Origin of the sequence: uncultured Tateyamaria sp. (assembly GCF_947494755.1) — a bacterium.
In the GTDB taxonomy this organism is placed as follows: Bacteria; Pseudomonadota; Alphaproteobacteria; order Rhodobacterales; family Rhodobacteraceae; genus Tateyamaria.
In genome coordinates this window covers 14,606-37,512 of record NZ_CANLVZ010000017.1, presented here as the reverse complement: position 1 = coordinate 37,512, position 22,907 = coordinate 14,606, and the positions used below count along the sequence as shown (strand labels likewise).

The 22,907-nt window shown below is 62.1% G+C and carries 24 protein-coding genes; 6 read left to right on the top strand and 18 right to left on the bottom strand.

From position 1 onward, the window contains the following. Positions 1–19: 19 nt before the first annotated feature. The 5 genes from Q0908_RS17580 to Q0908_RS17560 form a co-directional block, all read right to left on the bottom strand. On the bottom strand, positions 20–337 hold the full coding sequence (locus Q0908_RS17580) for a hypothetical protein (protein ID WP_299287611.1): 318 nt from the start codon (positions 335–337) through the stop codon (positions 20–22). Positions 338–530: 193 nt separating this feature from the next. Then, on the bottom strand, positions 531–1,478 hold the full coding sequence (locus tag Q0908_RS17575; RefSeq protein WP_299287607.1) for an OmpA family protein: 948 nt from the start codon (positions 1,476–1,478) through the stop codon (positions 531–533). A 2-nt stretch (positions 1,479–1,480) separates the two neighbouring features. Next, complete coding sequence (locus tag Q0908_RS17570; protein WP_299287605.1) at positions 1,481–2,047, bottom strand: peroxidase-related enzyme; 567 nt, start codon at positions 2,045–2,047, stop codon at positions 1,481–1,483. Then, on the bottom strand, positions 2,044–2,766 hold the full coding sequence (locus tag Q0908_RS17565; protein ID WP_299287602.1) for a GNAT family N-acetyltransferase: 723 nt from the start codon (positions 2,764–2,766) through the stop codon (positions 2,044–2,046). Before Q0908_RS17565 ends, Q0908_RS17570 begins: the two co-directional genes overlap by 4 nt. Further along, complete coding sequence (locus Q0908_RS17560) at positions 2,763–3,485, bottom strand: molybdopterin-binding protein (RefSeq protein ID WP_299287599.1); 723 nt, start codon at positions 3,483–3,485, stop codon at positions 2,763–2,765. The genes Q0908_RS17565 and Q0908_RS17560 overlap by 4 nt, the downstream gene beginning before the upstream one ends. Before the next feature lie 48 nt (positions 3,486–3,533). Here Q0908_RS17560 and sfsA point away from each other — a divergent pair, with 48 nt between their 5' ends. Both sfsA and map read left to right on the top strand, forming a co-directional pair. Then, positions 3,534–4,238, top strand: a complete 705-nt coding sequence (gene sfsA / locus Q0908_RS17555; protein ID WP_299287596.1) for a DNA/RNA nuclease SfsA — start codon at positions 3,534–3,536, stop codon at positions 4,236–4,238. A 67-nt stretch (positions 4,239–4,305) separates the two neighbouring features. Further along, positions 4,306–5,118, top strand: coding sequence for a type I methionyl aminopeptidase (map, locus tag Q0908_RS17550; protein WP_299287594.1), 813 nt, complete (start codon positions 4,306–4,308; stop codon positions 5,116–5,118). 27 nt (positions 5,119–5,145) lie between these two features. Here the strand turns inward: map and Q0908_RS17545 are convergent, their stop codons facing one another. From Q0908_RS17545 to Q0908_RS17530, 4 genes are read right to left on the bottom strand one after another with little or no spacing between them, the layout of a single operon-like run. Further along, entirely contained in the window at positions 5,146–6,060 is a 915-nt protein-coding gene (locus Q0908_RS17545; RefSeq protein ID WP_299287590.1) for a metal ABC transporter permease, read from the bottom strand. Continuing rightward, on the bottom strand, positions 6,057–7,259 hold the full coding sequence (locus Q0908_RS17540; RefSeq protein ID WP_299287587.1) for a metal ABC transporter permease: 1,203 nt from the start codon (positions 7,257–7,259) through the stop codon (positions 6,057–6,059). The genes Q0908_RS17545 and Q0908_RS17540 overlap by 4 nt, the downstream gene beginning before the upstream one ends. Before the next feature lie 3 nt (positions 7,260–7,262). Then, a complete protein-coding gene (locus Q0908_RS17535) occupies positions 7,263–8,063 on the bottom strand; it encodes a metal ABC transporter ATP-binding protein (protein ID WP_299287584.1) in 801 nt (266 codons plus the stop codon). Beyond that, on the bottom strand, positions 8,060–9,031 hold the full coding sequence (locus Q0908_RS17530) for a zinc ABC transporter substrate-binding protein (protein WP_299287737.1): 972 nt from the start codon (positions 9,029–9,031) through the stop codon (positions 8,060–8,062). The genes Q0908_RS17535 and Q0908_RS17530 overlap by 4 nt, the downstream gene beginning before the upstream one ends. A gap of 186 nt (positions 9,032–9,217) precedes the next feature. Between Q0908_RS17530 and deoC the strand changes: the two genes are divergently transcribed. Genes deoC through Q0908_RS17515 form a run of 3 tightly spaced genes read left to right on the top strand, consistent with a single transcriptional unit; the run spans position 9,218 to position 12,820 of the window. Continuing rightward, positions 9,218–10,219, top strand: a complete 1,002-nt coding sequence (deoC, locus tag Q0908_RS17525) for a deoxyribose-phosphate aldolase (RefSeq protein WP_299287581.1) — start codon at positions 9,218–9,220, stop codon at positions 10,217–10,219. A 4-nt stretch (positions 10,220–10,223) separates the two neighbouring features. Continuing rightward, on the top strand, positions 10,224–10,481 hold the full coding sequence (locus Q0908_RS17520; RefSeq protein ID WP_299287578.1) for a DUF1272 domain-containing protein: 258 nt from the start codon (positions 10,224–10,226) through the stop codon (positions 10,479–10,481). Continuing rightward, the gene (locus Q0908_RS17515; protein ID WP_299287575.1) at positions 10,478–12,820 is read left to right on the top strand and encodes an aldehyde dehydrogenase family protein; all 2,343 of its coding nucleotides are present in this window, start codon (positions 10,478–10,480) and stop codon (positions 12,818–12,820) included. The genes Q0908_RS17520 and Q0908_RS17515 overlap by 4 nt, the downstream gene beginning before the upstream one ends. An 81-nt stretch (positions 12,821–12,901) precedes the next feature. Here Q0908_RS17515 and Q0908_RS17510 read toward each other — a convergent pair whose 3' ends face one another. The 7 genes from Q0908_RS17510 to Q0908_RS17480 all read right to left on the bottom strand — a co-directional run bounded on the left by Q0908_RS17510 (position 12,902) and on the right by Q0908_RS17480 (position 21,419). Then, positions 12,902–14,209 carry a pitrilysin family protein gene (locus Q0908_RS17510; protein WP_299287734.1) on the bottom strand — a complete coding sequence of 436 codons (1,308 nt, stop codon included), beginning with the start codon at positions 14,207–14,209 and terminating at the stop codon, positions 12,902–12,904. A 23-nt stretch (positions 14,210–14,232) separates the two neighbouring features. Next, positions 14,233–15,594, bottom strand: a complete 1,362-nt coding sequence (locus Q0908_RS17505; RefSeq protein WP_299287572.1) for a pitrilysin family protein — start codon at positions 15,592–15,594, stop codon at positions 14,233–14,235. 100 nt (positions 15,595–15,694) lie between these two features. Then, positions 15,695–16,195, bottom strand: a complete 501-nt coding sequence (locus Q0908_RS17500) for a DUF3035 domain-containing protein (protein WP_299287569.1) — start codon at positions 16,193–16,195, stop codon at positions 15,695–15,697. Between the two features lie 52 nt (positions 16,196–16,247). After that, complete coding sequence (lspA, locus tag Q0908_RS17495) at positions 16,248–16,721, bottom strand: signal peptidase II (protein WP_299287566.1); 474 nt, start codon at positions 16,719–16,721, stop codon at positions 16,248–16,250. A gap of 6 nt (positions 16,722–16,727) precedes the next feature. Beyond that, entirely contained in the window at positions 16,728–18,311 is a 1,584-nt protein-coding gene (purH, locus tag Q0908_RS17490; RefSeq protein ID WP_299287563.1) for a bifunctional phosphoribosylaminoimidazolecarboxamide formyltransferase/IMP cyclohydrolase, read from the bottom strand. A gap of 15 nt (positions 18,312–18,326) precedes the next feature. Further along, the gene (locus Q0908_RS17485) at positions 18,327–20,072 is read right to left on the bottom strand and encodes a heparinase II/III family protein (protein WP_299287560.1); all 1,746 of its coding nucleotides are present in this window, start codon (positions 20,070–20,072) and stop codon (positions 18,327–18,329) included. A 78-nt stretch (positions 20,073–20,150) separates the two neighbouring features. Next, on the bottom strand, positions 20,151–21,419 hold the full coding sequence (locus tag Q0908_RS17480; protein WP_299287558.1) for a transcription antitermination factor NusB: 1,269 nt from the start codon (positions 21,417–21,419) through the stop codon (positions 20,151–20,153). Between the two features lie 86 nt (positions 21,420–21,505). On the opposite strand from Q0908_RS17480, the gene Q0908_RS17475 reads away from it, so the two are divergent. After that, positions 21,506–21,679: a DUF1674 domain-containing protein gene (locus tag Q0908_RS17475; protein ID WP_299287555.1), complete on the top strand. Its 174-nt coding sequence runs from the start codon at positions 21,506–21,508 to the stop codon at positions 21,677–21,679. Positions 21,680–21,688: 9 nt separating this feature from the next. Here the strand turns inward: Q0908_RS17475 and Q0908_RS17470 are convergent, their stop codons facing one another. Both Q0908_RS17470 and Q0908_RS17465 read right to left on the bottom strand, forming a co-directional pair. Next, on the bottom strand, positions 21,689–22,486 hold the full coding sequence (locus tag Q0908_RS17470; RefSeq protein ID WP_299287552.1) for a nucleotidyltransferase domain-containing protein: 798 nt from the start codon (positions 22,484–22,486) through the stop codon (positions 21,689–21,691). 61 nt (positions 22,487–22,547) lie between these two features. After that, a complete protein-coding gene (locus Q0908_RS17465; RefSeq protein WP_299287549.1) occupies positions 22,548–22,901 on the bottom strand; it encodes a dihydrodipicolinate reductase in 354 nt (117 codons plus the stop codon). Positions 22,902–22,907 lie beyond the last annotated feature (6 nt).

The following is a 22,907-nucleotide window of genomic DNA, read 5'->3' as shown; positions in this document are numbered from 1 at the left end:
AAAGGACGTCAGGAGCAGCTCAAGCATTGTTGCGCGCCTCCTCGTCCGGGCCGGGATGCGCCGGCGTGGCTGGCCCCTCCTGCACATCGCCCTTGCCAGAGGTGCGCAGGTTGAACCGGGACCAGTCGGCCATCAGGGCAATCAGCAGGGCGGCCAGCGGCAAAAGTATGTTGAAATGACCAAGCGGGAACACCTCATACAACAGGGCAATCGTCAGCATGGTCGGTATCGTCTTGGCCAAAGGCGTCCCCTGCGACTGGTGTTCCGCCCACCGGTCAAAGGCCGCATACAGTGTCACAAGCCCGTAAAGGGCCAGGCAGATGAACCCAAGTGACACCCATGCAAACTAGTCAACTTCACCCGGTGCCACGAACCAAGATGGGGTCGAGTGCCCACCCGTAACATCACTCGCCATCAAATCACCTTTTCAATAAGAATGAGCCAGCCCTTGAGGTGTTCTAGCGCGAGAGGGTGGCCACGTTTATTTGCAGTTGTGTCCAAACGGCTTCGCACTCGGCCCTCAAATGGGCTCAACCCTCTTCGCGCACCACGATCACTTCGACCCGGCGGTTGGCTTCGCGCCCCTCCGCCGTCAGGTTGGATGCGAGCGGCGACAGATAACCCATGCCCTCCGCCTCGATCTGGTCCCCGTCCGCGCCGTAAGTGTCGATCAGCGCCGTGCGTACCGCCCGCGCACGGGCGCGCGAGACGGATATGTTGGCCTCCAGCCCGCCTACCGTGTCCGTATGCCCGACCACAGCCACCTGCAGGCCTGGACGCGCCTGCAGCAAGGTCGCCAGGGCGGACAGCTCAGCACTTGATCCCTCGCTCAGTGCCGTTGTGCCGACCGCAAAATCCAGCGTGCGCAAAACGATTGAGCCAGTGCTGAGCAGTTGAGTTTCCAGATCACCTGCAGCCCCCGGCGCGCGTATCTCGGGCACGGCGGCGGTGGGCACTGTGACAGCGGGTTCAACCGCGCCAGCCGCACCTGCGGCCACTTGGGTGATCTGCAAATATCCAGCCCCCGCTGCGGCACTTGCCAGCAGGGTGATGATCGCCTCCGTTTTCGGATGGCGCGCGCTGATAAACTGATAGTCGCGGATGTTGACGTACATGTTTGGGGCGGGCAGCACCTCAATTGCGAACCGGAAGTCAAAGCCGCCGCAAATGTCGTCATCGCAATCAAGCAGAATATCGTACCCCGCCGCCTGGATCTGGGCACGCATCGGTGCCACCAATTGCAACGGCGTCATGCCCGACGCCGGTATGCGATAGGCGCGCCGGGTCACCGCCCCTTCGCTGCGTTCTGTCTTGAGGACCCCATTGTAAAAAGGCGCGACCGGCACGGCCACCTGATCAAGGGCGCTGTCACGTGACGCGGTCTGCCGCGCATTCGTCGGCAAGGCCAGTTGCAGGGCCTGCGCCTGAATCGCGACGCAGCACAGCACAGCCACAAGACTGTTGCGCAACCAGCCCACGCTTAACGGGCCTGCCTGTGGTAGTCGTCATTGGGCTGCATCGCGGTCGCGCTGGCCACCCGGTTGGACATGTTGAAAAATGCGGCCACATTGATCACGTCCCAAATGTCGCGATCACTGAGGCCGACATCACGCAACCCTTGGCGATCCTCTTCGCTGATCTGGGCCGAGGCGCGCGTCACTTTCTCGGCGAACTGCAGCATCGCGCGCTGGCGCCGGGTCACATCCGCGACCCGCCAATTCATCACCAACTGCTCGCCCAAGATCGGGTTGCCCGACAATTGCCGTACCGCAGCGCCGTGTGCCGTCAGGCAATAGTAACAATGGTTGGTCGCGCTCACGACGACCGCGATCATCTCGCGCTCCAGCTTGGTCAGCCCGCTGTCGGCCAGCATCAGATCGTTATAGAGCGCCGCAAACGCGTTCAGCTTGTCGATATCAAACGCATGGGCGCGCAGCACATTCGGGACCATCCCCAGCTTGTCTTGACAGATATCGAAATATTTTTGGGTCGCTTCAGGCAGCGGGTCGACCATGGGCAGGTCGAGGGCGGTAGGGCGGTCTGTCATGTATCCTCCGGAGCGGTACGGTAATGATAGCCCGGCATAGGCTGAAAACCCAACCGCTGATAAAGCCCATTGGCCGCATCATTGGACGTCGTGGTCAAAACCGCCAGAGTGGTCGCGCCCTGATCCTGCGCCCAAAAAGCGGCCTGCCGCATGATCCACTGGGCAACGCCCCGGCGACGCTGATGCGGCAGGACTTCGACCGCGTGCACCATCGCAATCCCATCGTGCAGCGCGACAAAGGCGACACCGGCAGGTTTTTCATTCCAACGGGCAAGAATGCCGGTCTTGATCCTGGCCCGCGCCATCACATCAAGGCGGGTAGGTCCGATCCCGCCCTTGGCCCAGATTTCACCCATGATCGCCAGCGGTTCCCAGATCGCGAATGTGGTAACGCGCGGGATGGGCGTGTTCGTCAATGCAGCGGGTGCGATACAGTATCCGTTTGTCGGATCAATGATGGTGTAGCCGCGCGCGGCAAGGATCCCATCCAGCGCGGCATCCTCGTTGCGGATCATGAACAGCGGCGTCTGCCCAAGCGCGCGCATGGCCGCTTCGGCCTCTGGCACATCCACGTCAGTCACGGCGCGCATTGCGGTCGCTGCAGACACCCGCTTGCCGCCCCCCCGTCCATCGCGGATCAGCCATGGACCAACCGCCTTGGTCTGAGCGGGCGGCCATGTGCCCTCGATAGCGTCATAAAAGGCCCTTGGTTCGATCATGCGGGGAAGTGCTGGGCCAAGGCGTCGATGGCTGTATCAACTTCGGCCCCATCCGTGCCACGGATCACGATATTTGCACCGTATCTGCCATCCTTCTGAAAGGGGTAGGACCCAATGCTAAGCTCGGGGTACTGCGCCGCAAGCTCACCCAAAGGGCCGGCGATATCGCCCTCCCCCCGCTCTATCCGCAAGGTTTTCGAAATCAACGGCGCACCGCCCGTCAGCGTCGGGATCACCGAGGCCACCATGGCCTGAAACACCGACGGGACACCGGCCATCACATGTACGTTGCCCAAGGTGAAACCCGGCGCGGCAGAAACCGGATTGTCGATCAAGGTTGCGCCGTCAGGGATACGCGCCATGCGCAGACGGGCGGTGTTCAGCTCGGTGCCGGATTTCGCGTAATGGGCCGCAAGGATCGCGCGGGCATCATCGCGCACGTCGATATGGGCCTCAAAGGCGGCGGCAATGCAATCGGCCGTGATATCGTCATGGGTTGGACCGATGCCGCCGGAGGTGAACACAGTGTCGTAGGCGGCTGACAGCGCCCGCACGGCATCCACTATGGCATCGCGGTCATCGCTGACGATGCGCACTTCGCTCAGGCTGACGCCATGATCCGTCAACTGCCCCGCCAGATGATGCATGTTGGCATCACGCGTGCGGCCCGACAAAATCTCGTCTCCGATCACCAGCATGGCGGCGGTGGGGTTGGGCATGATGGGGCCTCCTTGAGCATCGCTGAGACACGGTATAGGCCTGCCCCCATGCGCTTTCAAACCGAACTTGTGCCCGCCACCCTGATCCGCCGCCATAAACGCTTTCTGGCCGATTGTACGCTGGCGGACGGGCGCGAGGTCGTGGCGCACTGTGCCAATCCCGGCTCGATGATGGGGCTGGCGGTGCCAGGGACCAAAGTCTGGCTCGAGCCCAATGACGATCCCAGAAAAAAGCTGAAATTCGGCTGGCGCCTGGTCGAACATGAAAACGGGCATTTCACTGGCGTTGATACCTCGGTGCCCAATCGCGCGCTCAAAGCGGCGCTCAAAGCGGGCGAAGTGCCGGGCTTTGAAGGCTACACAACCGTGCGTCCGGAACAGAAGTACGGTGAAAACAGCCGCATTGATTTTCTGCTGCGAGGCGCGAGCCTGCCCGACGCCTATGTCGAAGTGAAATCCGTGACCCTGTCGCGCGCACCCGGCCTGGCTGAGTTCCCCGACAGCGTAACTGCACGCGGGGCCAAGCATCTGGACGCGCTGGCAGAAATGGCAGGGACGGGACACCGGGCCGTCATGCTGTATCTTGTGCAGCGCACGGACTGTGATCGCTTTGCGCTTGCCGCCGATATCGACCCCACCTACGCGGCCCGCTATGCACAGGCGTCGGGGGCGGGGGTGGAAACCCTGTGCCTTGGGACCCATATTAGCCCCACGGGAGTCACCGTGGCGGGCCCGATGTCGGTCTGCATCTGACGCGGACTGGCCCTTTTTGCCGCAGTGCAGTAGGATGCCGCCAAATTTTTCGCCGATGGAGCCGAAATTGGATCAAGAAAGCCGTGGCCGTCTGACAAAGGATGGCATCCGCATTTATGACGCCGCCGACTTTGCCGGAATGCATGCCGCTGGCAAGCTGGCAGCGGAAATTCTGGATGGGATGAGCGTGCATGTCTTCCCCGGCCAGACGACCGGTGCCATCGACAAGATCATCACCGACATGGTGGACGCGGCCGGTGCCAAATCGGCGACCATCGGCTACAAAGGCTACAAGCATGCCAGTTGCATCAGCGTGAACCACGTCGTGTGCCACGGCATCCCGGGTGACAAGGTGCTGAAGGATGGCGACATCCTGAACATCGACGTCACGGTGATCGTGGATGGCTGGTTTGGCGACACAAGCCGGATGTATGTGGCAGGTAAGCTGCCCCGCAAGGCAGAGCGTCTGATCGAGGTGACCCATGATGCCCTGATGCGCGGCATTGAGGCGGTCAAGCCCGGCAACACCTTTGGTGATATCGGCCATGCCATTCAGGGGTTCGTTGAATCCCATCGGATGTCGGTTGTCCGCGATTTCTGCGGCCACGGGCTGGGCCGTGTGTTCCACGCGCCGCCCAATGTGCTGCACTATGGCCGCCCCGGCACGGGCGCTGTGTTGGAGCCGGGCATGTTCTTTACCATCGAACCGATGGTCAATCTGGGCCGTCCCGAGACCAAGACCTTGTCCGATGACTGGACGGCTGTGACGCGTGACAAATCACTGTCAGCGCAGTTCGAACACTCCGTTGGTGTGACCGAGGATGGGTTCGAGATTTTCACGCTGTCGCCTGCGCGCACGTTCCATCCGACATATGGATAAGCGGGGCGGAGGACACCTCCGCCTTACCTAACTGACCTTGTCGCGGTGCGGCCCTGCCACGGCAGCGATCCCCAGTATCACGCCAGATACAGTCGCAATCATTCCCGCCGCGCTGACAGACGCGGATGCACCGATCCAGATCGGCCCATACCCCGCCAGCACATAGCCGATGATCGCCGAGAGGGTCGCAAAAGCGGCAGACCATGCCACCTGATGCCCAAGCCGGTTGGTCATCATCCGCGCCGCAGCGGGTGGACAGATGAACATCGCGATCACGATGATCGACCCCACCGCGTCGAACGCCGCCACCGCTGCAATGGCCGACACCACCACCAGCGCCAGTCCCAAAGGCTCGGTTGGAAGACCCAGACCTCGCGCGAACCCTTCATCAAAAGTGGCTAGGGCAAGCGGTCGCCAGAACAGCCACAGGAATGCGGCCACCACCACAAGCGCAATGGCCATGCGCGGCAATTCAACCGGCAAGCCTGCCAGTGCTGCAGGATCCAACAAAGACGACCATCCCCGCGCATCCAGCCAGATCAGGCTTTCAAGGTTGCCGAACAGTGCGTGTTCCACATCCAAATGGACGCTTGATGTGTCCGAGCGTTCCAGCAGCAAAACCCCACCTGCAAACATCGCCGTAAAGACGACGCCCATGGCTGCGCCCGCCTCGATCCGGCCAAGGCGTCGGATGAGATCAATGGCAATCACCGAAAGCACCGCCGCGCCCGCAGCCCCCAGCAACATAGGCCCCGCCGCAACCACACCGGTCAGCAAAAACGCCACCACGATGCCGGGCAAGACCACATGGCTGATTGCATCCCCGATCAACGCCTGCCGGCGCAGCAACAGGAAATTACCCGGCAGCGCACAGGCCACGGCCACGCAAACCCCGATTAGAATGGGGGGCAGCGACAGAGCGACAAACTCAGACCCCATCATGCGACCACCTCGGGGGCTTTGATCCGTGCATCGACCTCGTTCAGCTGATCCGGGGTCAGCACCGTTTCAATCGCTGTCAGCCCATCATAGCGGGTCGCGGCCGCGGCAAAGCTTTGATCGGCGCGCACGATGGACCAGCGGGTTTCATCCAGCAGCGCCTTGGCCGCTGCCGCCTGCCCCTCGCTTGTAGGCACACCGTCCGGCAGGATCAAACCGGCACGGCGCAACAGACGGTGGGTGAGCGTTTCAAAGATGGGTTGCCCCTGGGCCAGCGCCAGCAATCCCTGACGCATGTGGACCCGCCGCTGATACCGCCAGTGCATCAGGACCGACGCCAGAACACCGCGCCCCGGGGACAGCAAAAGCGACACCAGAAACATCGCAAACCCGACCAAAACGACAATCGGTCCGGTGGGCAAGGCCGGTGCGATGGCAGACATCGCGGCCCCCACATAGCCCGATACGCCCCCAACGGCCCCGGCTATGATCACCACGTGACCCGCCCGCTCGGTCCAGAACCGCGCGGTGACCGCAGGCACAATCAAAAGTGCAACGATCAGGATCAGGCCGACCACCTTGAGGCCCACCACCGTGACCACCAGAACAATCCCCATCATCGCCAGATCAATCCGGCCCATCGACCAGCCCGTCGCTTGGGCATAGCCGGGATCAAACGCGGCCAGTTCCAGCGGTCGGCGCAGGATCAGCACCAACACCAGCACCAGCGCCGCCGACACGGCCAGCAAGATCGCATCGCCGCGCAACATGCCTGCGGTCGAGCCAAGCAAAAACCCTTCCAGCCCCGCCTGACGGCCCGCGTTCATGGTCTGAATGATGGTCAGGATGACGATACCAAAGCCGAAGAAGACTGACAGGACGGCACCGATCGCCGCGTCTTCGCCCAGTCGGGTGCGGGTTGTCAGCCAATGCACGCAAAGCAGCCCGATGGCCGCTGAAATTCCAGCACCCACAAGCAGTCCCAACAAGGATCGCCCATCACCGCCCATCCCAACCATGAGGATGAAGGCCAGCCCGACGCCCGGCAATGTCGCGTGGCTGATGGCGTCACTGACCAGCGCACGTTTGCGTAGAAAAAGGAAGGTGCCGGCCACGCCCGCGGCAATGCCCAACAGACAGGCACCAATCGTCACGAGGGTCGCGTTATAGCCAAGCTGCAACAGCAGCGCATCGGCCAACATGGGCTAGCCTGCCACGCTTTCGGGATCAATGCGCGCGGTAGTCAGACGGCCGCCATAGGTCGCGTGCAGATTGGCATCCGTGAACACCTCTTCAACAGGCCCTGCCGCAACCACTTGGGTGTTCAGCAACACGACGTCGTCAAAATACTCGGGCACAGTGGCAAGATCGTGGTGCACAGCCAGCACGGTGCGGCCCGCATCGCGCAGTTCTTTCAGCACAGCGATGATCGCCTTTTCGGTGGCCGCATCGACCCCGGCAAAGGGTTCATCCAGCACATAGATCTCCGCCTCTTGCGCCAAGGCGCGGGCGAGGAAAACACGCTGTTGCTGCCCCCCTGACAATTGTCCGATCTGACGGGTCGCAAAGTCGGCCATGCCCACGCGGGTCAAACTTGCCATGGCCGCCGCGCGGTGATGGCTCCGCACCCGACCCAGCAAACCCAGCTGGCGGTACATGCCCATCGTGACCACATCGATCACACGGGTCGGGAAATCCCAATCGACGCTGGCGCGCTGCGGCACATAGGCGATCCGGTCGCGCATCTGGGCCAGTGGTTTGCCAAAGACGCTCACCGTACCCGCAAGCGGTTTGATCACCTGCAAGGCGGCCTTGAGCAATGTTGATTTACCCGCTCCGTTCGGCCCCACAATCGCAGTCATGGAACCGGCACGCACGGTCACATCCACCGAAAACACCGCCGGGGTTTGCCCGTAGGAGACGGTCATGCCACGGATCGCCAGAGGGCTGGCCATCCGCGCGTCTTCGTCCGATGCGGTCCGATCTGTTACCAGCGAAATGCTCATGCCGCCCCCTTGAGTTTGCCCAATCGGCCCGTTGCGGGCACATCAGCGCCCAGCGCGCGGGCGATTGTGGTGACGTTGTGGTCGATCATGCCCAGCCATGTGCCCTCATAGGTGCCATCCGGCCCCATCGCGTCCGAAAACAGCGAGCCGCCAATGGCGACGGTGTGGCCGCGGGCCGCAGCCCCTTCGACAAGGGCGCGAATGTTGCGATCAGAAACCGAGGTTTCCACAAACACCGCAGGCAATTGGCGCTCCACCAGCGTGTCCACCAATGTGCTGATGCGGTTCAGGCCCGCTTCGCTTTCGGTGGAAATGCCCTGAATGCCGAGCACTTCAAAGTCATAGGCCGCCCCGAAATAACCAAACGCATCATGGGCAGTCAGCAGCACGCGCCGCTCGGCCGGAACCTCAGCCAGCGTGTCCCGCGCGTATCCCTGCAACACCTGCGCCTCGGCCACAAACTGTGCTGCATTGTCCTCGAACATCGCCTTGCCCTTCGGGCGCAAAGCACTCAGCGCCTGCACGACCGCAGGGACACATTCCACCCAAAGATCGGGGTCCATCCAGATATGCGGGTCATAGCGCCCCTGATAATCCTCGTGAGCAAGCAGGCGATCCTTGTCCACCGTCGCGGCAATCGCGCGGACCGGGCGCTGGCGGCCCAGATCTTCAAAGAACGCCTCCATCTGTGCCTCGAGATACAAGCCATGCCACATGACCGCATCCGCGCGGGTCATGGCCACAATATCGCTGCGGGTCTGACGATAGGCGTGCGGGTCAACGCCTGCGCCCATTAGCCCTTCGACCTCAACACCTGTGCCGCCAATGCTGCGCACGAGGTCTGCAATCATACCGGTCGTGGCGACGATGTTCAGCTTGGAGGCCGCAAAGGCAGGCGTTGCCGCTAAGGCCGATAGCCCGGCCAAGACGGCGCGCCTAGACGGGTAAAGGGGTAAGTTGTGCGTCATGGGAATGAATATGAGAGTCATTCGCAGAAAGTCAATGAGAATGCGAATGACTCGCAATCACACTACGGTGTGCTCTACTGGTGGAAGATGTCGGCCCAGGCCAGCCCGCGCCGCCGCGGCACCGCTTGCCAAATGACGCAGGCCATGCCACTTCGGATACCTGCATCGTCCGAGAGGATCCTTCCCATGCACAAGACACCAACCAACACCACGCAGACGGGCACCGCCCAATTGCCGCAAGTGACCGAGCCGCGCAATCCCGGCATGGCGCTGGATATGGACTGGGTGCGACGCGTGCAGGCCAACACCTCGGCGATCGAACGGCGCTGCGCAACACTGCCGGGGCGACGGTCGATCAAGAAGGATCATCAGGCCGCTTGGTTGCTGAAAGCCGTCAGCCTGATTGATCTCACAACCCTATCGGGCGATGACACGGTGCGCCGCGTCGGGCGGCTCTGTGCCAAGGCGCGCCAACCTGTAAGCGCGCAGATGCTTGAGGCGCTTGGCATGCCGGACCTCACAACCGGCGCGGTCTGCGTTTATCACGAGATGATCCCCGCCGCCGTGACCGCACTGAAAGGGTCAGGCATTCCTGTGGCCGCTGTATCCACCGGGTTTCCTGCCGGACTGACACCCTTCCGCCTTCGCATTCAGGAGGTGCGCGAAAGCGTGGCCGCAGGGGCGGAAGAAATCGATATCGTGATCTCGCGCCGTCACGTTCTCGAAGGGAACTGGCAGGCGCTTTTTGATGAAATGGCCGAAATGCGCGAAGCTTGCGGGCATGCTCACGTCAAGGCCATCCTGGCCACGGGCGAGCTTGGCAGCTTGCGCAATGTCGCGCGCGCCTCGCTTGTGTGCATGATGGCGGGCGCGGATTTCATCAAGACCTCGACCGGCAAGGAAAGCGTGAACGCGACCCTGCCCGTCAGCCTGGTGATGATCCGCGCGATCCGCGACTATTTCGAGGCGACGGGATATCGGGTGGGCTACAAACCCGCTGGCGGGATTTCCAAGGCCAAGGACGCGCTGGTGTACCTGTCGCTCATCAAGGAAGAGTTGGGGGATCGCTGGCTGATGCCCGATCTGTTCCGGTTCGGGGCCTCATCCCTGCTTGGCGATATCGAACGCCAGCTTGAACACCACCTGACCGGTGCCTATTCCGCCGGGTATCGGCATCCGATCGGATAGGGCGATGCTGGATTTGCGCCCCAATTGCGAATGCTGTGACCGCGACCTGCCACCCGACAGCACGGTCGCGATGATCTGCACCTTTGAATGCACTTTCTGCGCGCCCTGTGTCGCGGACAGGTTGAACGGCACTTGCCCCAACTGCGGGGGCGGTTTTGCGCCCCGTCCCATCCGACCTGCCAACGCCCTCGCCAAATTCCCGGCCTCGACCAAGCGGGTGTTCAACCCCGCAGGCTGCGCCCCATCAGGAGACCCCACATGACCGTCAAAGACATCTTCGAGACGATGGAATATGGCCCCGCCCCTGAGGCCGCAGGTGACGCATTGGCATGGATCGTGGATCAGGGCGCAAACTTTGGGCACTTCATCAACGGGGCCTTCACAAAGCCAACGAAAGACTTCGAAAGCCGCAATCCGGCCACCGACGAGGTGCTCGCGACGCTCAGTCAGGCCACGCAGTCGGATGTGGACGCTGCCGTCAAGGCGGCCCGTGCGGCGCAACCCAAATGGGCCAAATCCGGAGGCCATGCGCGCGCGCGGGTTCTTTATGCCATCGCCCGCCTCCTGCAGAAACACAGCCGCCTCTTTGCGGTCCTCGAAACGCTCGACAACGGTAAGCCGATCCGCGAAAGCCGCGACATCGACGTCCCCCTCGCTCAACGCCATTTCTACTATCACGCGGGCATGGCGCAGCTGATGGAGACCGAACTGCCTGATCGCGCGCCCCTTGGCGTTTGCGGGCAGATCATTCCGTGGAACTTCCCGCTGCTGATGCTTGCGTGGAAAATCGCGCCTGCGCTCGCCATGGGTAACACGGTCGTCCTGAAACCCGCCGAATACACCTCACTCACCGCGCTGCTCTTTGCCGATATCTGCCGCCAGGCAGGTGTGCCCAAAGGGGTCGTCAACATCGTCACCGGCGACGGGGCCGTGGGCGAGATGATCGTGGACGCGGACGTGGACAAGATTGCCTTCACTGGCTCGACCGCTGTGGGTCGCCGCATCCGCGAAGCGACCGCAGGCACAGGCAAGGCGCTAACACTCGAACTGGGCGGCAAATCCCCCTACATCGTGTTCGACGACGCTGATCTGGATTCAGCTGTCGAGGGGCTGGTGGACGCGATCTGGTTCAATCAGGGACAGGTCTGCTGCGCAGGTTCGCGCCTGCTGGTGCATGAACCTGTGGCCGATGCATTCTACGCCAAACTGCGTGCCCGCATGGACAAACTACGCATTGGCGACCCACTTGATAAAAGTATCGACATCGGCGCGATTGTGGACCCCGTCCAACTCGACGCGATCAGCAAACTGGTCACCGAAAACAGCGCGGGCGACATGTATCAAGCCCAGACGGCCCTGCCCGCGCAAGGCAGCTTTTATCCCCCGACGCTGATCACAGGGCTGCACAGCGCCGACACGTTGATGCAGGAGGAAATATTTGGCCCCGTTCTCGTCTCCACCACATTCCGCACCCCTGCCGAAGCGGTGGAACTGGCCAATAACACCCGCTACGGACTGGCCGCCACCGTCTGGAGCGAGAACGTCAACCTCGCCCTCGATATCGCGCCGCAACTCGCCGCGGGGATCGTGTGGGTCAATGCGACAAACCTGATGGACGCCGCCGCAGGCTTTGGCGGAATGCGCGAAAGCGGCTTTGGGCGCGAAGGCGGATGGGAAGGGCTGACGGCCTACACCAAGCCCAGAGCGACACCCAAACCCGCCAAGGCCATTGCCGCCTTCAGCGGGGACGACACACCAACCGATCCGCTGGACCGCACTGCAAAGCTCTATATCGGCGGCAAGCAGGCGCGGCCCGACGGGGGCTATTCATGCAACGTCTATGGCAAGAACGGCGCACTTCTGGGCCAATGCAGCCTCGCCAACCGAAAGGACCTGCGCAACGCCGTCGAAGCCGCGCAAGCCGCCAAGGGTTGGGGCAAAACCACAGGGCACTTGCGCGCACAAATCCTCTACTACATCGCGGAAAACCTATCCGCGCGCAGTGACGAATTCGCAGCACGGATCAATGCGCTGACGGGCGGACGGTCAGGGGACAAAGAGGTCCAAACCAGCATCGAGCGGCTGTTCACGTATGCTGCATGGGCCGACAAATTTGACGGGGCGGTCAAGGGCGTACCATTGCGCGGCGTTGCCTTGGCGATGAACGAACCAACCGGCATCATCGCAGCACTTTGCCCGGACGAGGCCCCGCTGCTCGGGTTGATCTCCTGCATGGCCCCTGCCATCGCGATGGGCAACCGCTGCATCCTCAGCGCCTCTCAACCCTTCCCGCTGGCCGCCACTGATTTCTACCAGGTCCTCGAAACCTCGGACGTGCCAGCGGGTGTGGTCAACATCCTGACCGGCGATCACAGTGACGTCGCATCCCACATGGCCAAACACCTCAACATCGATGCAGTCTGGTGTTTTTCCGGCGGCGACCTGTCCAAGGTGATTGAACACGGCGCAGCAGGTAACCTGAAACGGACATGGGTCGATAACGGATATGCTCGCGACTGGATGGGGGATGCAGGCCAAGGCAAAACGTTCCTCCAAGCCGCCACAGACATCAAAACCGTCTGGGTGCCTTACGGCGAATAGCCCTTCTCTTGACCAAAAATACCTCGGGGGAGCCCGCAGGGCGGGGGCAGAGCCCCCTAAATCATTGCGTGCGCGCAGCACTTAATTGGCGACCGAACTCTCAAGGCCGTCAGGCTGACCAACGACCACAAAATGCAACCCTTCAGGGTCGAGCAGCTCTGCCGCAATGCGCTTGACGTCGTCCAGAGTGACGGCCTCGACCTTCTCATTGCGGGTGGCGATGTAGTCAATGGGCAAGCCCAGCATTTGCATACCGACCATGATACGCGCAATAGGGGCGTTGCCGTCAAAGCGCAGTGGATAGGCACCCGTCACAAAAGTCTTGGCCGCATCCAATTCGGCCTGGGTCACGCCCTCTGCTGCCGCCCGCGCCCACTCATCGCGGATCACCGACACCGCTTCGGCCACGCGCTCATTGGCCGAAGCAACCTGCCCCTGCAAGGTCGCGGCGTGGTCTTGCGGTATCAGAAAGGACGACACGCCATAGGTCAGGCCACGCTTTTCGCGCACCTCAGTCATCAGGCGGCTTTCAAACCCGCCCGCACCCAGAACCTGGTTCAACACACGTGCCGCAAAGAAATCCGGATCGTCCTGTTCGATCCCACGCTGGCCAAAAATAGCAACGGACTGCGGCGTGTCAAAGGGCACCACGGTTGTACCGCCTTTGATCTGGATGTTCGCCGGGCCGGGCTGGGGTGCGCCCGTGTCAGGCAATGCCCCCAAAAGGGTGTCCAGCAAAGGACCGAGTTCCGCAGGGGTAATGTCCCCCACAACGCCAACATAAAGGCGGTCCTTGGCGAAAACAGCCGCGTGCGCGTCCAGCATGTCGGCGCGGGTCAACGCGGTCACACTCTCGATCGTGCCGCGATAGGGCGATCCGTAAGGATGGTCGCCATAGGCCATCGCATCAAAAGTGGTGCGCGCGATCTTGGCGGGGTCCTTTGCGTCCGAGCGCAGCCCGGTCAGAACCTGCTCACGCACCCGCTCCAATGCAACCTCATCAAAGCGCGGCTCGCTGATCGACTTGCGCAGCAACTCAACCGCCTCGGCCCGGTTCTCCGTCAGGAAACTGGCCGACACGGACAAGGCATCATTGCCAATGTCATAGCCGAAAGAGGCCGCAAGGCTTTCCAATTCACGTGCAAAGGCGCGCGCATCTAGGTCACCAGCCCCCTCTTCGAGCAGGCCGGTCATGAGGTTGATCGCCCCACGCTTGCCCGGCGCATCCAGCGAAGCCCCGCCGCGAAACCGCAACTCAAGCGCCATGAACGGGATCGAGGGTTCCTGAACCAGCCACGCGGTGATGCCACCGGGGCTAAGGACTTCCTCGATCTGCACTGCGGCCCGGGCAGGCAGTGTCGCCACCAGCGCAATGAACAAGCCGCCCATCAGACGGGCCACTGCAAAACGGATCATTGGGTCACCTCACCTTCGGGGCGTGTCAGCCAGCCCGTCACCGACGCGTCCCGGTTCAATACCATGCGGGCGGCATCCATGATGTCGTCAGCGGTGACCGCCTGCAACACATCGGGCCAAGCCTGAATATCCTCGACCGTCAGACCAACGGACATCGCCGCCCCATAACGGCGCGCCGTACTGTCGACATTGTCACGGGCGTAGATTTCGCTCGCGCGCAGCTGATACTTGATCCGCTCAAGCGCTTCTTTATCCACCCCGTCCTCAAGAAAGCTCGCCAGCGTGGCGTCCATCGCCGCCTCCGCGTCTTCCAGTGACAGGCCCGGCACCGGCACGATCACCACATCAAAGGTTGTGTCATCCAGCGTCGTGCCCCGATAGAACGCGCCGGAGAACACGGCCTTTTGCTCTTCGAACTGCAACTTTTCGGTCAGGTAGCTGGTCTGCCCACCGCCCAGAACCTCGGCCAGCAAGGTCAGCGCCGCAGCCGCCGTCTGATCACCAGGATCCCGTTCAGGGGCAAGGTAGGACCGGCTGACATAGGATTGGGCCACGCGCGCATCGCGGTAGACCAAACGACGCTCGGCGGTTTGGGGTGGTTCGGCAGATCGCATCCGCTCGGGCAGATCCGGGTTGGCGGGGATCACCCCATAGTAGGTTTCGGCCAGCGCCTTGACCTCGTCCGGGTCCACATCGCCGGACACCACAAGGATCGCATTGTTGGGGTAATAATAGGTATCGTAGAACCCAAGCGCATCCGCCTTGTCGAGCGTCTCCATCTCGTGACGCCAGCCGATGATGGGCACGCCGTAGCGGTGGTTCAGATATTGGGCGGCATTCATCTGTTCCGAAAACAGAGCGCGTGGATTGCTGTCGGTGCGCTGGTTGCGCTCTTCCAGGATCACATCGCGCTCGGTGGCGACGTTCTGATCGGTGAAGTTGATGTTGCGCATCCGGTCCGCTTCCATACGCATCATCAGTTCAAGCCGGTCTGCGGCGACGCGCTGGAAATAGGCGGTGTAATCATATGAGGTAAAGGCGTTGTCCCGACCCCCATTGGCCGCGACAGTCGCCGAAAACTCGCCATCCGCAAGGGTGTCGGTCGCCTTGAACAGCAGGTGTTCCAGAAAATGCGCCACACCGGACGAACCGACAGGTTCATCCGCAGAGCCAGCCCGATACCAGACCATATGCTGCACCACGGGCGCGCGGTTGTCCTCGACGACAACCACCTGCATTCCATTGTCCAATTCGAAACTGGTGACCTGGTCGTCCCGCTCTTGAGCGGCAAGGGGCGGCGCAACAGACAGGATGGTGGTCAAAGCAAGCCCTGCAAGGGCGGCGCGCAAACGGGGCATGGCTGTTCCTGACTTAGGGTGGGTTGGAATAACAGATACGCCAACCGCGCACAGGATCAAGCCACGCTGGCGGCTTTGTGAGATCAGGCCTGATTTGGGATCAGTTCGGCGGGGCCGCTGGTGTCGGCACACCTGCACGTCGATACTGCTCGGCCGTGCGCTTGGCATTCAGTGCCTCGCGACGATAGGCCTGATTGTAGAAGTCTTCGCGCACAATCCGAATCCGCGTCAACCGGGCAGAGCGTTTGCGGAACTTCGCATCAGCCTCGGCCAGCGTGGCGCGGATATTGGCCTCGCGCCCAAAGCGACTTGCATGGTTGACCAGTGCGGCATCGCTGCCCGGAACCGGCGCATTGGGTGAGCTTCGCTGCCCGCCCAGTTGGGCCACGCTCTCTTCGAGGGGGCGCTGATCGACGCGGTTAAAGCTGCCCGGTGTCGGGGGTGGCAGCGCCGAGAAGCTCTCCGGCTGTTCAAGAGGTTTGGCAGGCACGATGATGAACTCATCCGGGCCATCCCCGCGTGAGATCACCTGACGCAACCCCTTATCCGCACAGGCGGCAAGGCAAGTCATGGCTATCAAGGCCCCAGCGATCAAACGCATCCACTTGTCTCCTCTTTTCCCCGCGCTCATTATCGCAGCTTGGCCCGGCTTGTCACGTGCCCTTTTTACGCGGCTTGTCCTCTTTGGCAAAGAACACAAGGCCGATAGCCCCCGCGAAAATAAAGATATCCGCCACGTTGAACACAAACGGGTTGTTGATCCCGCAACACGACATGTTCAGAAAATCAAGGACGTAGCCATAAAGCCCTCTGTCGAGCACATTCGCCAGCGCTCCGCCAATCAGCAATCCAGCGGAGGCGTTAGCCAAACGCCCTTGCGGGTGCCGCCACATCCACCAAAGCACACCGACGCAAATGACAATGGCGATCGCGATCAGCAGCCAAACGCTGATCCCGTCCCCAAGTCCGAAGTTGATCCCCCGGTTCTCGCCATATCGGAAGTTCAGTAAGGGCGGCAGCACATCTATGGGGTTGGTTTGCGACACGCCAAGCACATGGATCACGTAATATTTCGACGCCTGATCCAGCACGAAGGCGATGACCGCCGATATCCACAACACTTTCATCTGCGCTTAATGCCGGAAATGGCGCATGCCGGTAAAGACCATAGCAAGCCCCGCCTCATCCGCCGCCGCAATCACCTCATCATCACGCATCGACCCACCCGGTTGGATAAGCGCCGTTGCCCCGGCCTCTGCCGCTGCGACAAGACCGTCCGCAAAGGGGAAAAATGCATCGGACGCCACGACCGACCCTTGGGTCAGCGGGGCGGGCAGGCCCATCGCTTCGGCCATATCCTGCGCCTTACGTGCGGCAATGCGTGTGCTGTCCACCCGGCTCATCTGTCCCGCGCCGACGCCGACGGTCGCACCGTCCTTGACGTAAATGATCGCGTTGGATTTGACGTGCTTGGCCACGGTCCAGGCAAACAACAGGTCCGCAAGTTCCTGATCGGATGGCTGACGTTTCGTCACCACCTTCAGATCATCCGCCGTGATCCGTCCCACATCCTTGTCCTGCACGAGAAAACCGCCAGCGACTTGTTTCACAGCCAAAGCCGCCTGCGCCGGGTCGCCCAACGTGTCGGTGGTGAGCAAACGCAAATTTTTCTTTTGACTAAAAATACCGACGGCCTCGGCATCTGCGCCGGGCGCAATCACCACTTCTGTAAAGATGCCGGTGATGGCCTGCGCCGTTTCAGCATCAAGCGGGTGGTTCAGCGCGATGATACCCCCAAAAGCGCTGGTGCGGTCGCAATCAAAGGCGCGGGTGTAGGCCTCGGCCAGTGTCGCGCCGGTTGCCACACCGCAAGGATTGGCGTGCTTGATGATCGCGCAGGCCGGCCCCTGACCCGCAAATTCGCTGATCAGCTCGAATGCCGCGTCGGTGTCGTTGATGTTGTTATAGGACAGCTCCTTGCCCTGATGCTGTTTGGCGGTGGCCACACCAGGCCTGGCCGAGCCATCGGTATAGAACGTCGCCGCCTGATGCGGGTTCTCGCCATAGCGCAGCGTTTGGGCCAAGGTCCCCGCGAAAGCGCGGCGGCGTGGGGTGCCGGGCACCTGGGCCGCCATCCACGTGCTGACGGCCGTGTCATAAGCCGCCGTGCGCGCATAGGCGGTCTGGGCAAGGCGCTGACGCAGAGCATACGTCGTCTGGCCACCATGTGCGGACATCTCGTCCAGCACCGCGTCATAATCGGCCACATCCACCACCACGTTCACAAAGCCATGGTTCTTGGCCGCCGAGCGGATCATCGCGGGGCCCCCAATGTCGATATTCTCGATCACATCGCCATAAGCGGCACCCTTGGCCACTGTTTCCTCGAAAGGGTACAGGTTTACGACGACCAGATCGATTGGGTCGATCCCGTGCTGGTCCATGGCTGCCAAGTGATCGTCATTGTCGCGCAGGGCCAACAGACCACCATGAACGACCGGGTGCAGCGTCTTGACCCGACCGTCCATCATCTCGGGAAAGCCGGTGACGTCGCTGACATCCTGCACACTCAATCCAGCCGCGCGCAGCGTCGAAGCCGTGCCCCCCGTGCTCAGCAATGCAACCCCATGCCCGGCCAATGCCTTGGCGAATTCGATCAACCCGGTCTTGTCAGAAACAGAAATCAGCGCGCGGCGCACGGGGCTCAGATCGGTCATATCGGCAGCAGTCCTTCAATCGTATGTTTCGCCCGGCTCGTCCCGGTTCAGATCGCGAATGCCCATGGCAGTTTCTTGGGCTTTGGACAAGGACCAGCGCACCCGCGTGCCGTGATCCATGGCCCGCCCGCTGAGCACGATCTGCTGGCTGGCGCGCGGTTTCAGGCGGCCCTTTTCCAGATAAACACTTGGCTCCAGAGACAAATCGCGCGTGCCGTCATGGCGAAACACCCAAATCTCCCCGCTTTTGAGCGCCATTGAAATCGCAGAGCCGCCCATGTCGAGCTCTGCATCCACCTCGGGGTGCAGATGGAACCGGATGTCGAACGGGATGCCCGCCAGTTGCTTGGCGTCCATCACTTTGTCAAAGGTTTGCTTTTCCACGTCCTCAAGGGCCAGCAGCATATCTTCGCCCGCCATGCCGCGCCCATCAAAGGTCAGTTCAAGCTGGCGCGCGTGGGTCAGGCCGTGGGTTCGGATATAGCCGTTGTGCCCTCCCTGAAACCGCAACCCGTCCGAGGCGTGGCTGACCTCGATCGGCACATGTGTGGGCGCGTCGATAAGGGCTTCGCGCGATGTGGCGCGGTCCGCATCCCCAAGCCGGGCGCTCGAATATCCATCCAGCGACAGGGCAGAGTGTGACGGCGTGGCCCGCCCCGCACGGCGCCATTCCGACCCAAAGCTGGCACCGGACCCGCAATTCACGATCAGGGGCCGTCTGCCCGAGGTCAGCTCGAACGCAAGGGTCGAGGCATGGGCGTTATAGCTTGCCACAGGGGCGGGCGGTTTGGCCGCGTCGATAATGACACTGGTGCGCCCCGCACTCAGGCGGGCATAGCCCATCGACAAGCCATCGGCTTGCCGGGTCTTGATCCCAGAGGCGGCCAGCGCGTGATCAAGCCACCCTTCCTGCCCGCGCCCACCGCCATGAAAGCGCGCGAGGCTGCCATCGGAATGGCGCAAGGTGCGCAATGTGGGCGCAATCCGCTCAATCGCGGCCAGATGCGCCTCGGGCGGGAACTGTTCGGCTTCGGTAAGGGCAGCAGCGGCCCAAGTGAGCAGCGTGAAGACCTCAAGTAATTCTTCGGGATTGCGTGTGGGCAGCCCCCCTTGATCATCGATCTGCTGACGACATTCGCGCGCCAGCGCAGCGACGGCAGGTGGGGCCAACCCCTCCATCCCTTCCAGCGACAGACCCGCATAAATCAGGCCGGTCAGTGCCTCGAACCGGGGCAATCCGGGGGCGGCCGCATGCCAGCGTTTCGACAGAAATTGCGTTTGCTGCGCCAATGACTGAAAGAACGCGGCCCCCTCGGGCGCATCATTGCCGCGCAGGACAAACAGCGCGTGGTTGATCCAGCGGATCAGGCGGCGGCCCGTCAGGTCCGGCGTCCAGCCCGGGCCACGCCCACGTCCATAGCGATCAATCCAACCCCAAAGCCAGCGTTGTGCGGCCTGCCGGGTCGAGGCATCGCCTACCGCCGCCAGATCATCCATCCACGCAAAACCGTGCAGTGCATCCTCGAACCGTTGGTCAGGTGCGGTCACGTCCCATAAATCCACGCCGGGCGCTTCGATCAAGGCACCTGCAAACAGGTAATTGCCGGCCACCAACTGCCGCCCCTTGGCAAAGCTGCCGATGGTGCGCGGTTCGGGCGAGGACACAAATGCAGTCGCCGCTTTGGCCCGCGTAGCGCGACGCGCATGCCAACGGTTCAAAAACCGGGCTTTTCGTGCGGAAAACCCATTCGGGATCGTCATACTGCCTGCCTTGATGCGTCTTTAAGCGCCGTTTGGGCACACTCTAGCCCCGGGCCGCCTTCAAGTCACGCGATCTGGTCAGGATTTCTGCAGGGCCGCGACGTAAAACCCGTCCATGTGGCCAAGTTCCGCCCATAGGTCCGGACGCAAGCGCAGGCCACCCTCTTCGGTGATCCATGCGGGGTCCACACCGGGCACATCCAGCGCCGCGCGATCAACAGACAGGTCCGGATGGCGGGCCAGCGCCTCTTCGATCTGCACTTCGCCCTCGTCCGGCAGCAGGGAACAGGTGCAAAACACCATCCGTCCACCGGGTTTCAGCAGGGTCAGCGCGTGATCGAGCATACGCCCCTGCAACTCGATCAGCATTCCAAATTCAGACCCATCCTTGGCGAATGGCAAGTCGGGGTGGCGGCGGATCGTCCCCGTGGCCGAACAGGGCGCATCCAGCAGGATCGCATCGTATTGGCCCGTGAGGTCAAACACATCCGCCACTCGGGTTGTCGCCGAAAGCTGGGTGCGCACAAGGTTCTGCGCCACACGCTCCATCCGCCCGTTGGAGATATCGACCGCCGTGACATCCGCATCCGTCGCGGCCAATTGCATCGTCTTGCCCCCCGGCGCGGCGCATAGATCAAGCACCTTCTCCCCCGGTTTTACATCCAGAACACGCGCCGGGATCGCCGCGGCAGCGTCTTGCACCCACCAGTCGCCTGAGGTGAACCCCGGGAGGTTTGACACCTGCCCCGCCTCCGTCAGCCGCACGGATCCGGTGGGCAACACGGTGCCGCCGGTCGCTTTCGCCACAGCCGTGGCATCCGCCTTGGGCGTCAAGTCCAACGGCACCGCCGCATAATGTCCTGCCTCGATTCCCAGGACTGTCTCGCCACCCCAAGCCTCGACCAGCGGGCCACGCAGCCATTTGGGCAAGCGCGGTGTGCGCAGATTTGGCCACTGCTCGGGGCCTTTGTCGGCCACCTTGCGCAAGACCGCATTCACGAGCCCCTTGAGGTGGCCATAGCGCTTGTGTTTGGAAATCAGACCGACCATCGCGTTCACCACGCCATGCGCGGCCTCGCCCTGACAAAGTTCAACCGTGCCGACCCGCAGCGCGTTACGCACAGTCAAGGGGGGATATTTCTGCAAGTGGCGTTGCAGGATGCGGTCGGCGCGTTCCATGCTGCGCAGCGTTTCGGTCGCCAACCGTTGCGCGCGGGCACGATCCGCAGGGTCCAGCCGATCCAGCACACCCGATCCGATCAACTCACTCATCAGCTTGCCCTCGCCGATGATCTGATCCAGCAGAAAGATCGCGCTGCGCCGGGCAGGCAGGCCAATATCGCTCATGAACGTCCTCGAATGATGATGCCGCACCCGCTTGCCGGGATCGGAAACGGGCGTATATCAAGGGCAAGCCGCAAGAGGAACCCGCCATGTCAGATGATCCAGACCTGCCCCCCGCCGCCAAACGCGCCCTTGCCGAAGCAGAGGCACGGCGCAAGGCCGACAAGGGCCTTGACCTGCCGACAGAGTTGGGCGGGCGCGAGGGGCCAGAGCCCGTGCGTTATGGCGATTGGGAAAAGAAGGGGCTTGCGGTCGACTTCTGAGAACCGCGCTTAATACGGTCGAACAAGGTCAAGCGTTGCGCCCAGCTTGGCCCATGTCACCTCTTCGAACCGGTCCGGCCAGTCTATGCCTAACGCATCCGCCCGTTTGCGGGCGCGAGGCAGATAGGCCGCGGCGTAGGCCATATGCGCCTCGATCATGGCCGCGCGGGTGGGCACGGCAGGGGGCAAGCCGGTCAAAACCTTCTTTTGCGCATCGGTGATCAACCGGTTGAGGTGCAATATGCCGCCTCGATTGGGTGCGCTGGTTTCGTCGATCATCAATTCCACCAGCAAGTTGCGCAGATGAAAGACGCCAAGCACGCCGTTGATGTATTCCTTGCGCCCCTCCGCCAGATGCAGCAGCCCAAGAATGCGAATGAACTCTTCGACCTGATAGCGGAATTTCCTGAGGTTTGGCTGGGCGGGCGGGGACGCATCATTCAGACCGGCATAGATGTCGTCATGGTCAAAGACTGGCTTCAGCGCCGCTTGGGTATGATGGCCCATCTGTTCGGGCTTGAGCAGAATGACGTCCGTGCGCGTCCAATCCGCCGTGATTGCGTTGATCAGGACGGGCACTGTCGTGCGATCCCACCAAAGCACGATCTCTCCCGTCCGTTCGACGGCCGATCGCCAGAGAGCGGCGACCGCTTCGCTTGCGCCCTCATCCGCGACCAGCACGAAATCGATGTCGCTGTACTGATCCGCCAGGCCATTTCCATAGCTGCCGCTCAGGAACAGGCCCCGCACACCGCGTGCATCGCGCAACGCATCGGCAATCGTCGCGATGGTCTCGTCATGTGTCATGTGGGTCCTCAAAGCTACGTTGAGGCACTGTACCGTTCAGGCTGTTACCTGCAAACGCCGCTTAGCGGAGAGTGAACATTGCGCTGTCGCCCGTACCACGGTCGGAAGTAAACTTAATGCGACCATCGGCCGAGGCTTGAACCTGCTGGCAATTATAGCCAAGCGCATCGCCACCCCAGAACAGGTCACGGCAGAAATAGCCGTCCTGCCAGGACCAGCTACCCTCGATATCCCAGAGTGAGCCGCGCCCTTCGATCTGCCCATCCGGCGTCACCGTCAGTTTGACCATGGGGCGCGTCAGCGTCTTGCCTGCCGTCAACTCGACGAACTGACGTTGATCCTCGACCTTTACCAGTTCAGCAAAGGCGGGCCCGGCAAGCAGGGCAGCAACAGCGGCAAAAGCAAGTGAACGCATGGAGTG

Excerpts from the sequence above, each read along its gene's own strand:
- Q0908_RS17570 (WP_299287605.1), bottom strand. The coding sequence starts at position 2,047 with ATGACAGACCGCCCTACCGCCCTCGACCTGCCCATGGTCGACCCGCTG.
- Q0908_RS17565 (WP_299287602.1), bottom strand. The coding sequence starts at position 2,766 with ATGATCGAACCAAGGGCCTTTTATGACGCTATCGAGGGCACATGGCCG.
- Q0908_RS17560 (WP_299287599.1), bottom strand. The coding sequence starts at position 3,485 with ATGCCCAACCCCACCGCCGCCATGCTGGTGATCGGAGACGAGATTTTG.
- sfsA (WP_299287596.1), top strand. The coding sequence starts at position 3,534 with ATGCGCTTTCAAACCGAACTTGTGCCCGCCACCCTGATCCGCCGCCAT.
- Q0908_RS17545 (WP_299287590.1), bottom strand. The coding sequence starts at position 6,060 with ATGATGGGGTCTGAGTTTGTCGCTCTGTCGCTGCCCCCCATTCTAATC.
- Q0908_RS17540 (WP_299287587.1), bottom strand. The coding sequence starts at position 7,259 with ATGTTGGCCGATGCGCTGCTGTTGCAGCTTGGCTATAACGCGACCCTC.
- Q0908_RS17535 (WP_299287584.1), bottom strand. The coding sequence starts at position 8,063 with ATGAGCATTTCGCTGGTAACAGATCGGACCGCATCGGACGAAGACGCG.
- Q0908_RS17530 (WP_299287737.1), bottom strand. The coding sequence starts at position 9,031 with ATGACGCACAACTTACCCCTTTACCCGTCTAGGCGCGCCGTCTTGGCC.
- deoC (WP_299287581.1), top strand. The coding sequence starts at position 9,218 with ATGCACAAGACACCAACCAACACCACGCAGACGGGCACCGCCCAATTG.
- Q0908_RS17520 (WP_299287578.1), top strand. The coding sequence starts at position 10,224 with ATGCTGGATTTGCGCCCCAATTGCGAATGCTGTGACCGCGACCTGCCA.
- Q0908_RS17515 (WP_299287575.1), top strand. The coding sequence starts at position 10,478 with ATGACCGTCAAAGACATCTTCGAGACGATGGAATATGGCCCCGCCCCT.
- Q0908_RS17510 (WP_299287734.1), bottom strand. The coding sequence starts at position 14,209 with ATGGGCGGCTTGTTCATTGCGCTGGTGGCGACACTGCCTGCCCGGGCC.
- Q0908_RS17505 (WP_299287572.1), bottom strand. The coding sequence starts at position 15,594 with ATGCCCCGTTTGCGCGCCGCCCTTGCAGGGCTTGCTTTGACCACCATC.
- Q0908_RS17500 (WP_299287569.1), bottom strand. The coding sequence starts at position 16,195 with ATGCGTTTGATCGCTGGGGCCTTGATAGCCATGACTTGCCTTGCCGCC.
- lspA (WP_299287566.1), bottom strand. The coding sequence starts at position 16,721 with ATGAAAGTGTTGTGGATATCGGCGGTCATCGCCTTCGTGCTGGATCAG.
- purH (WP_299287563.1), bottom strand. The coding sequence starts at position 18,311 with ATGACCGATCTGAGCCCCGTGCGCCGCGCGCTGATTTCTGTTTCTGAC.
- Q0908_RS17485 (WP_299287560.1), bottom strand. The coding sequence starts at position 20,072 with ATGACGATCCCGAATGGGTTTTCCGCACGAAAAGCCCGGTTTTTGAAC.
- Q0908_RS17480 (WP_299287558.1), bottom strand. The coding sequence starts at position 21,419 with ATGAGCGATATTGGCCTGCCTGCCCGGCGCAGCGCGATCTTTCTGCTG.
- Q0908_RS17475 (WP_299287555.1), top strand. The coding sequence starts at position 21,506 with ATGTCAGATGATCCAGACCTGCCCCCCGCCGCCAAACGCGCCCTTGCC.
- Q0908_RS17470 (WP_299287552.1), bottom strand. The coding sequence starts at position 22,486 with ATGACACATGACGAGACCATCGCGACGATTGCCGATGCGTTGCGCGAT.
- Q0908_RS17465 (WP_299287549.1), bottom strand. The coding sequence starts at position 22,901 with ATGCGTTCACTTGCTTTTGCCGCTGTTGCTGCCCTGCTTGCCGGGCCC.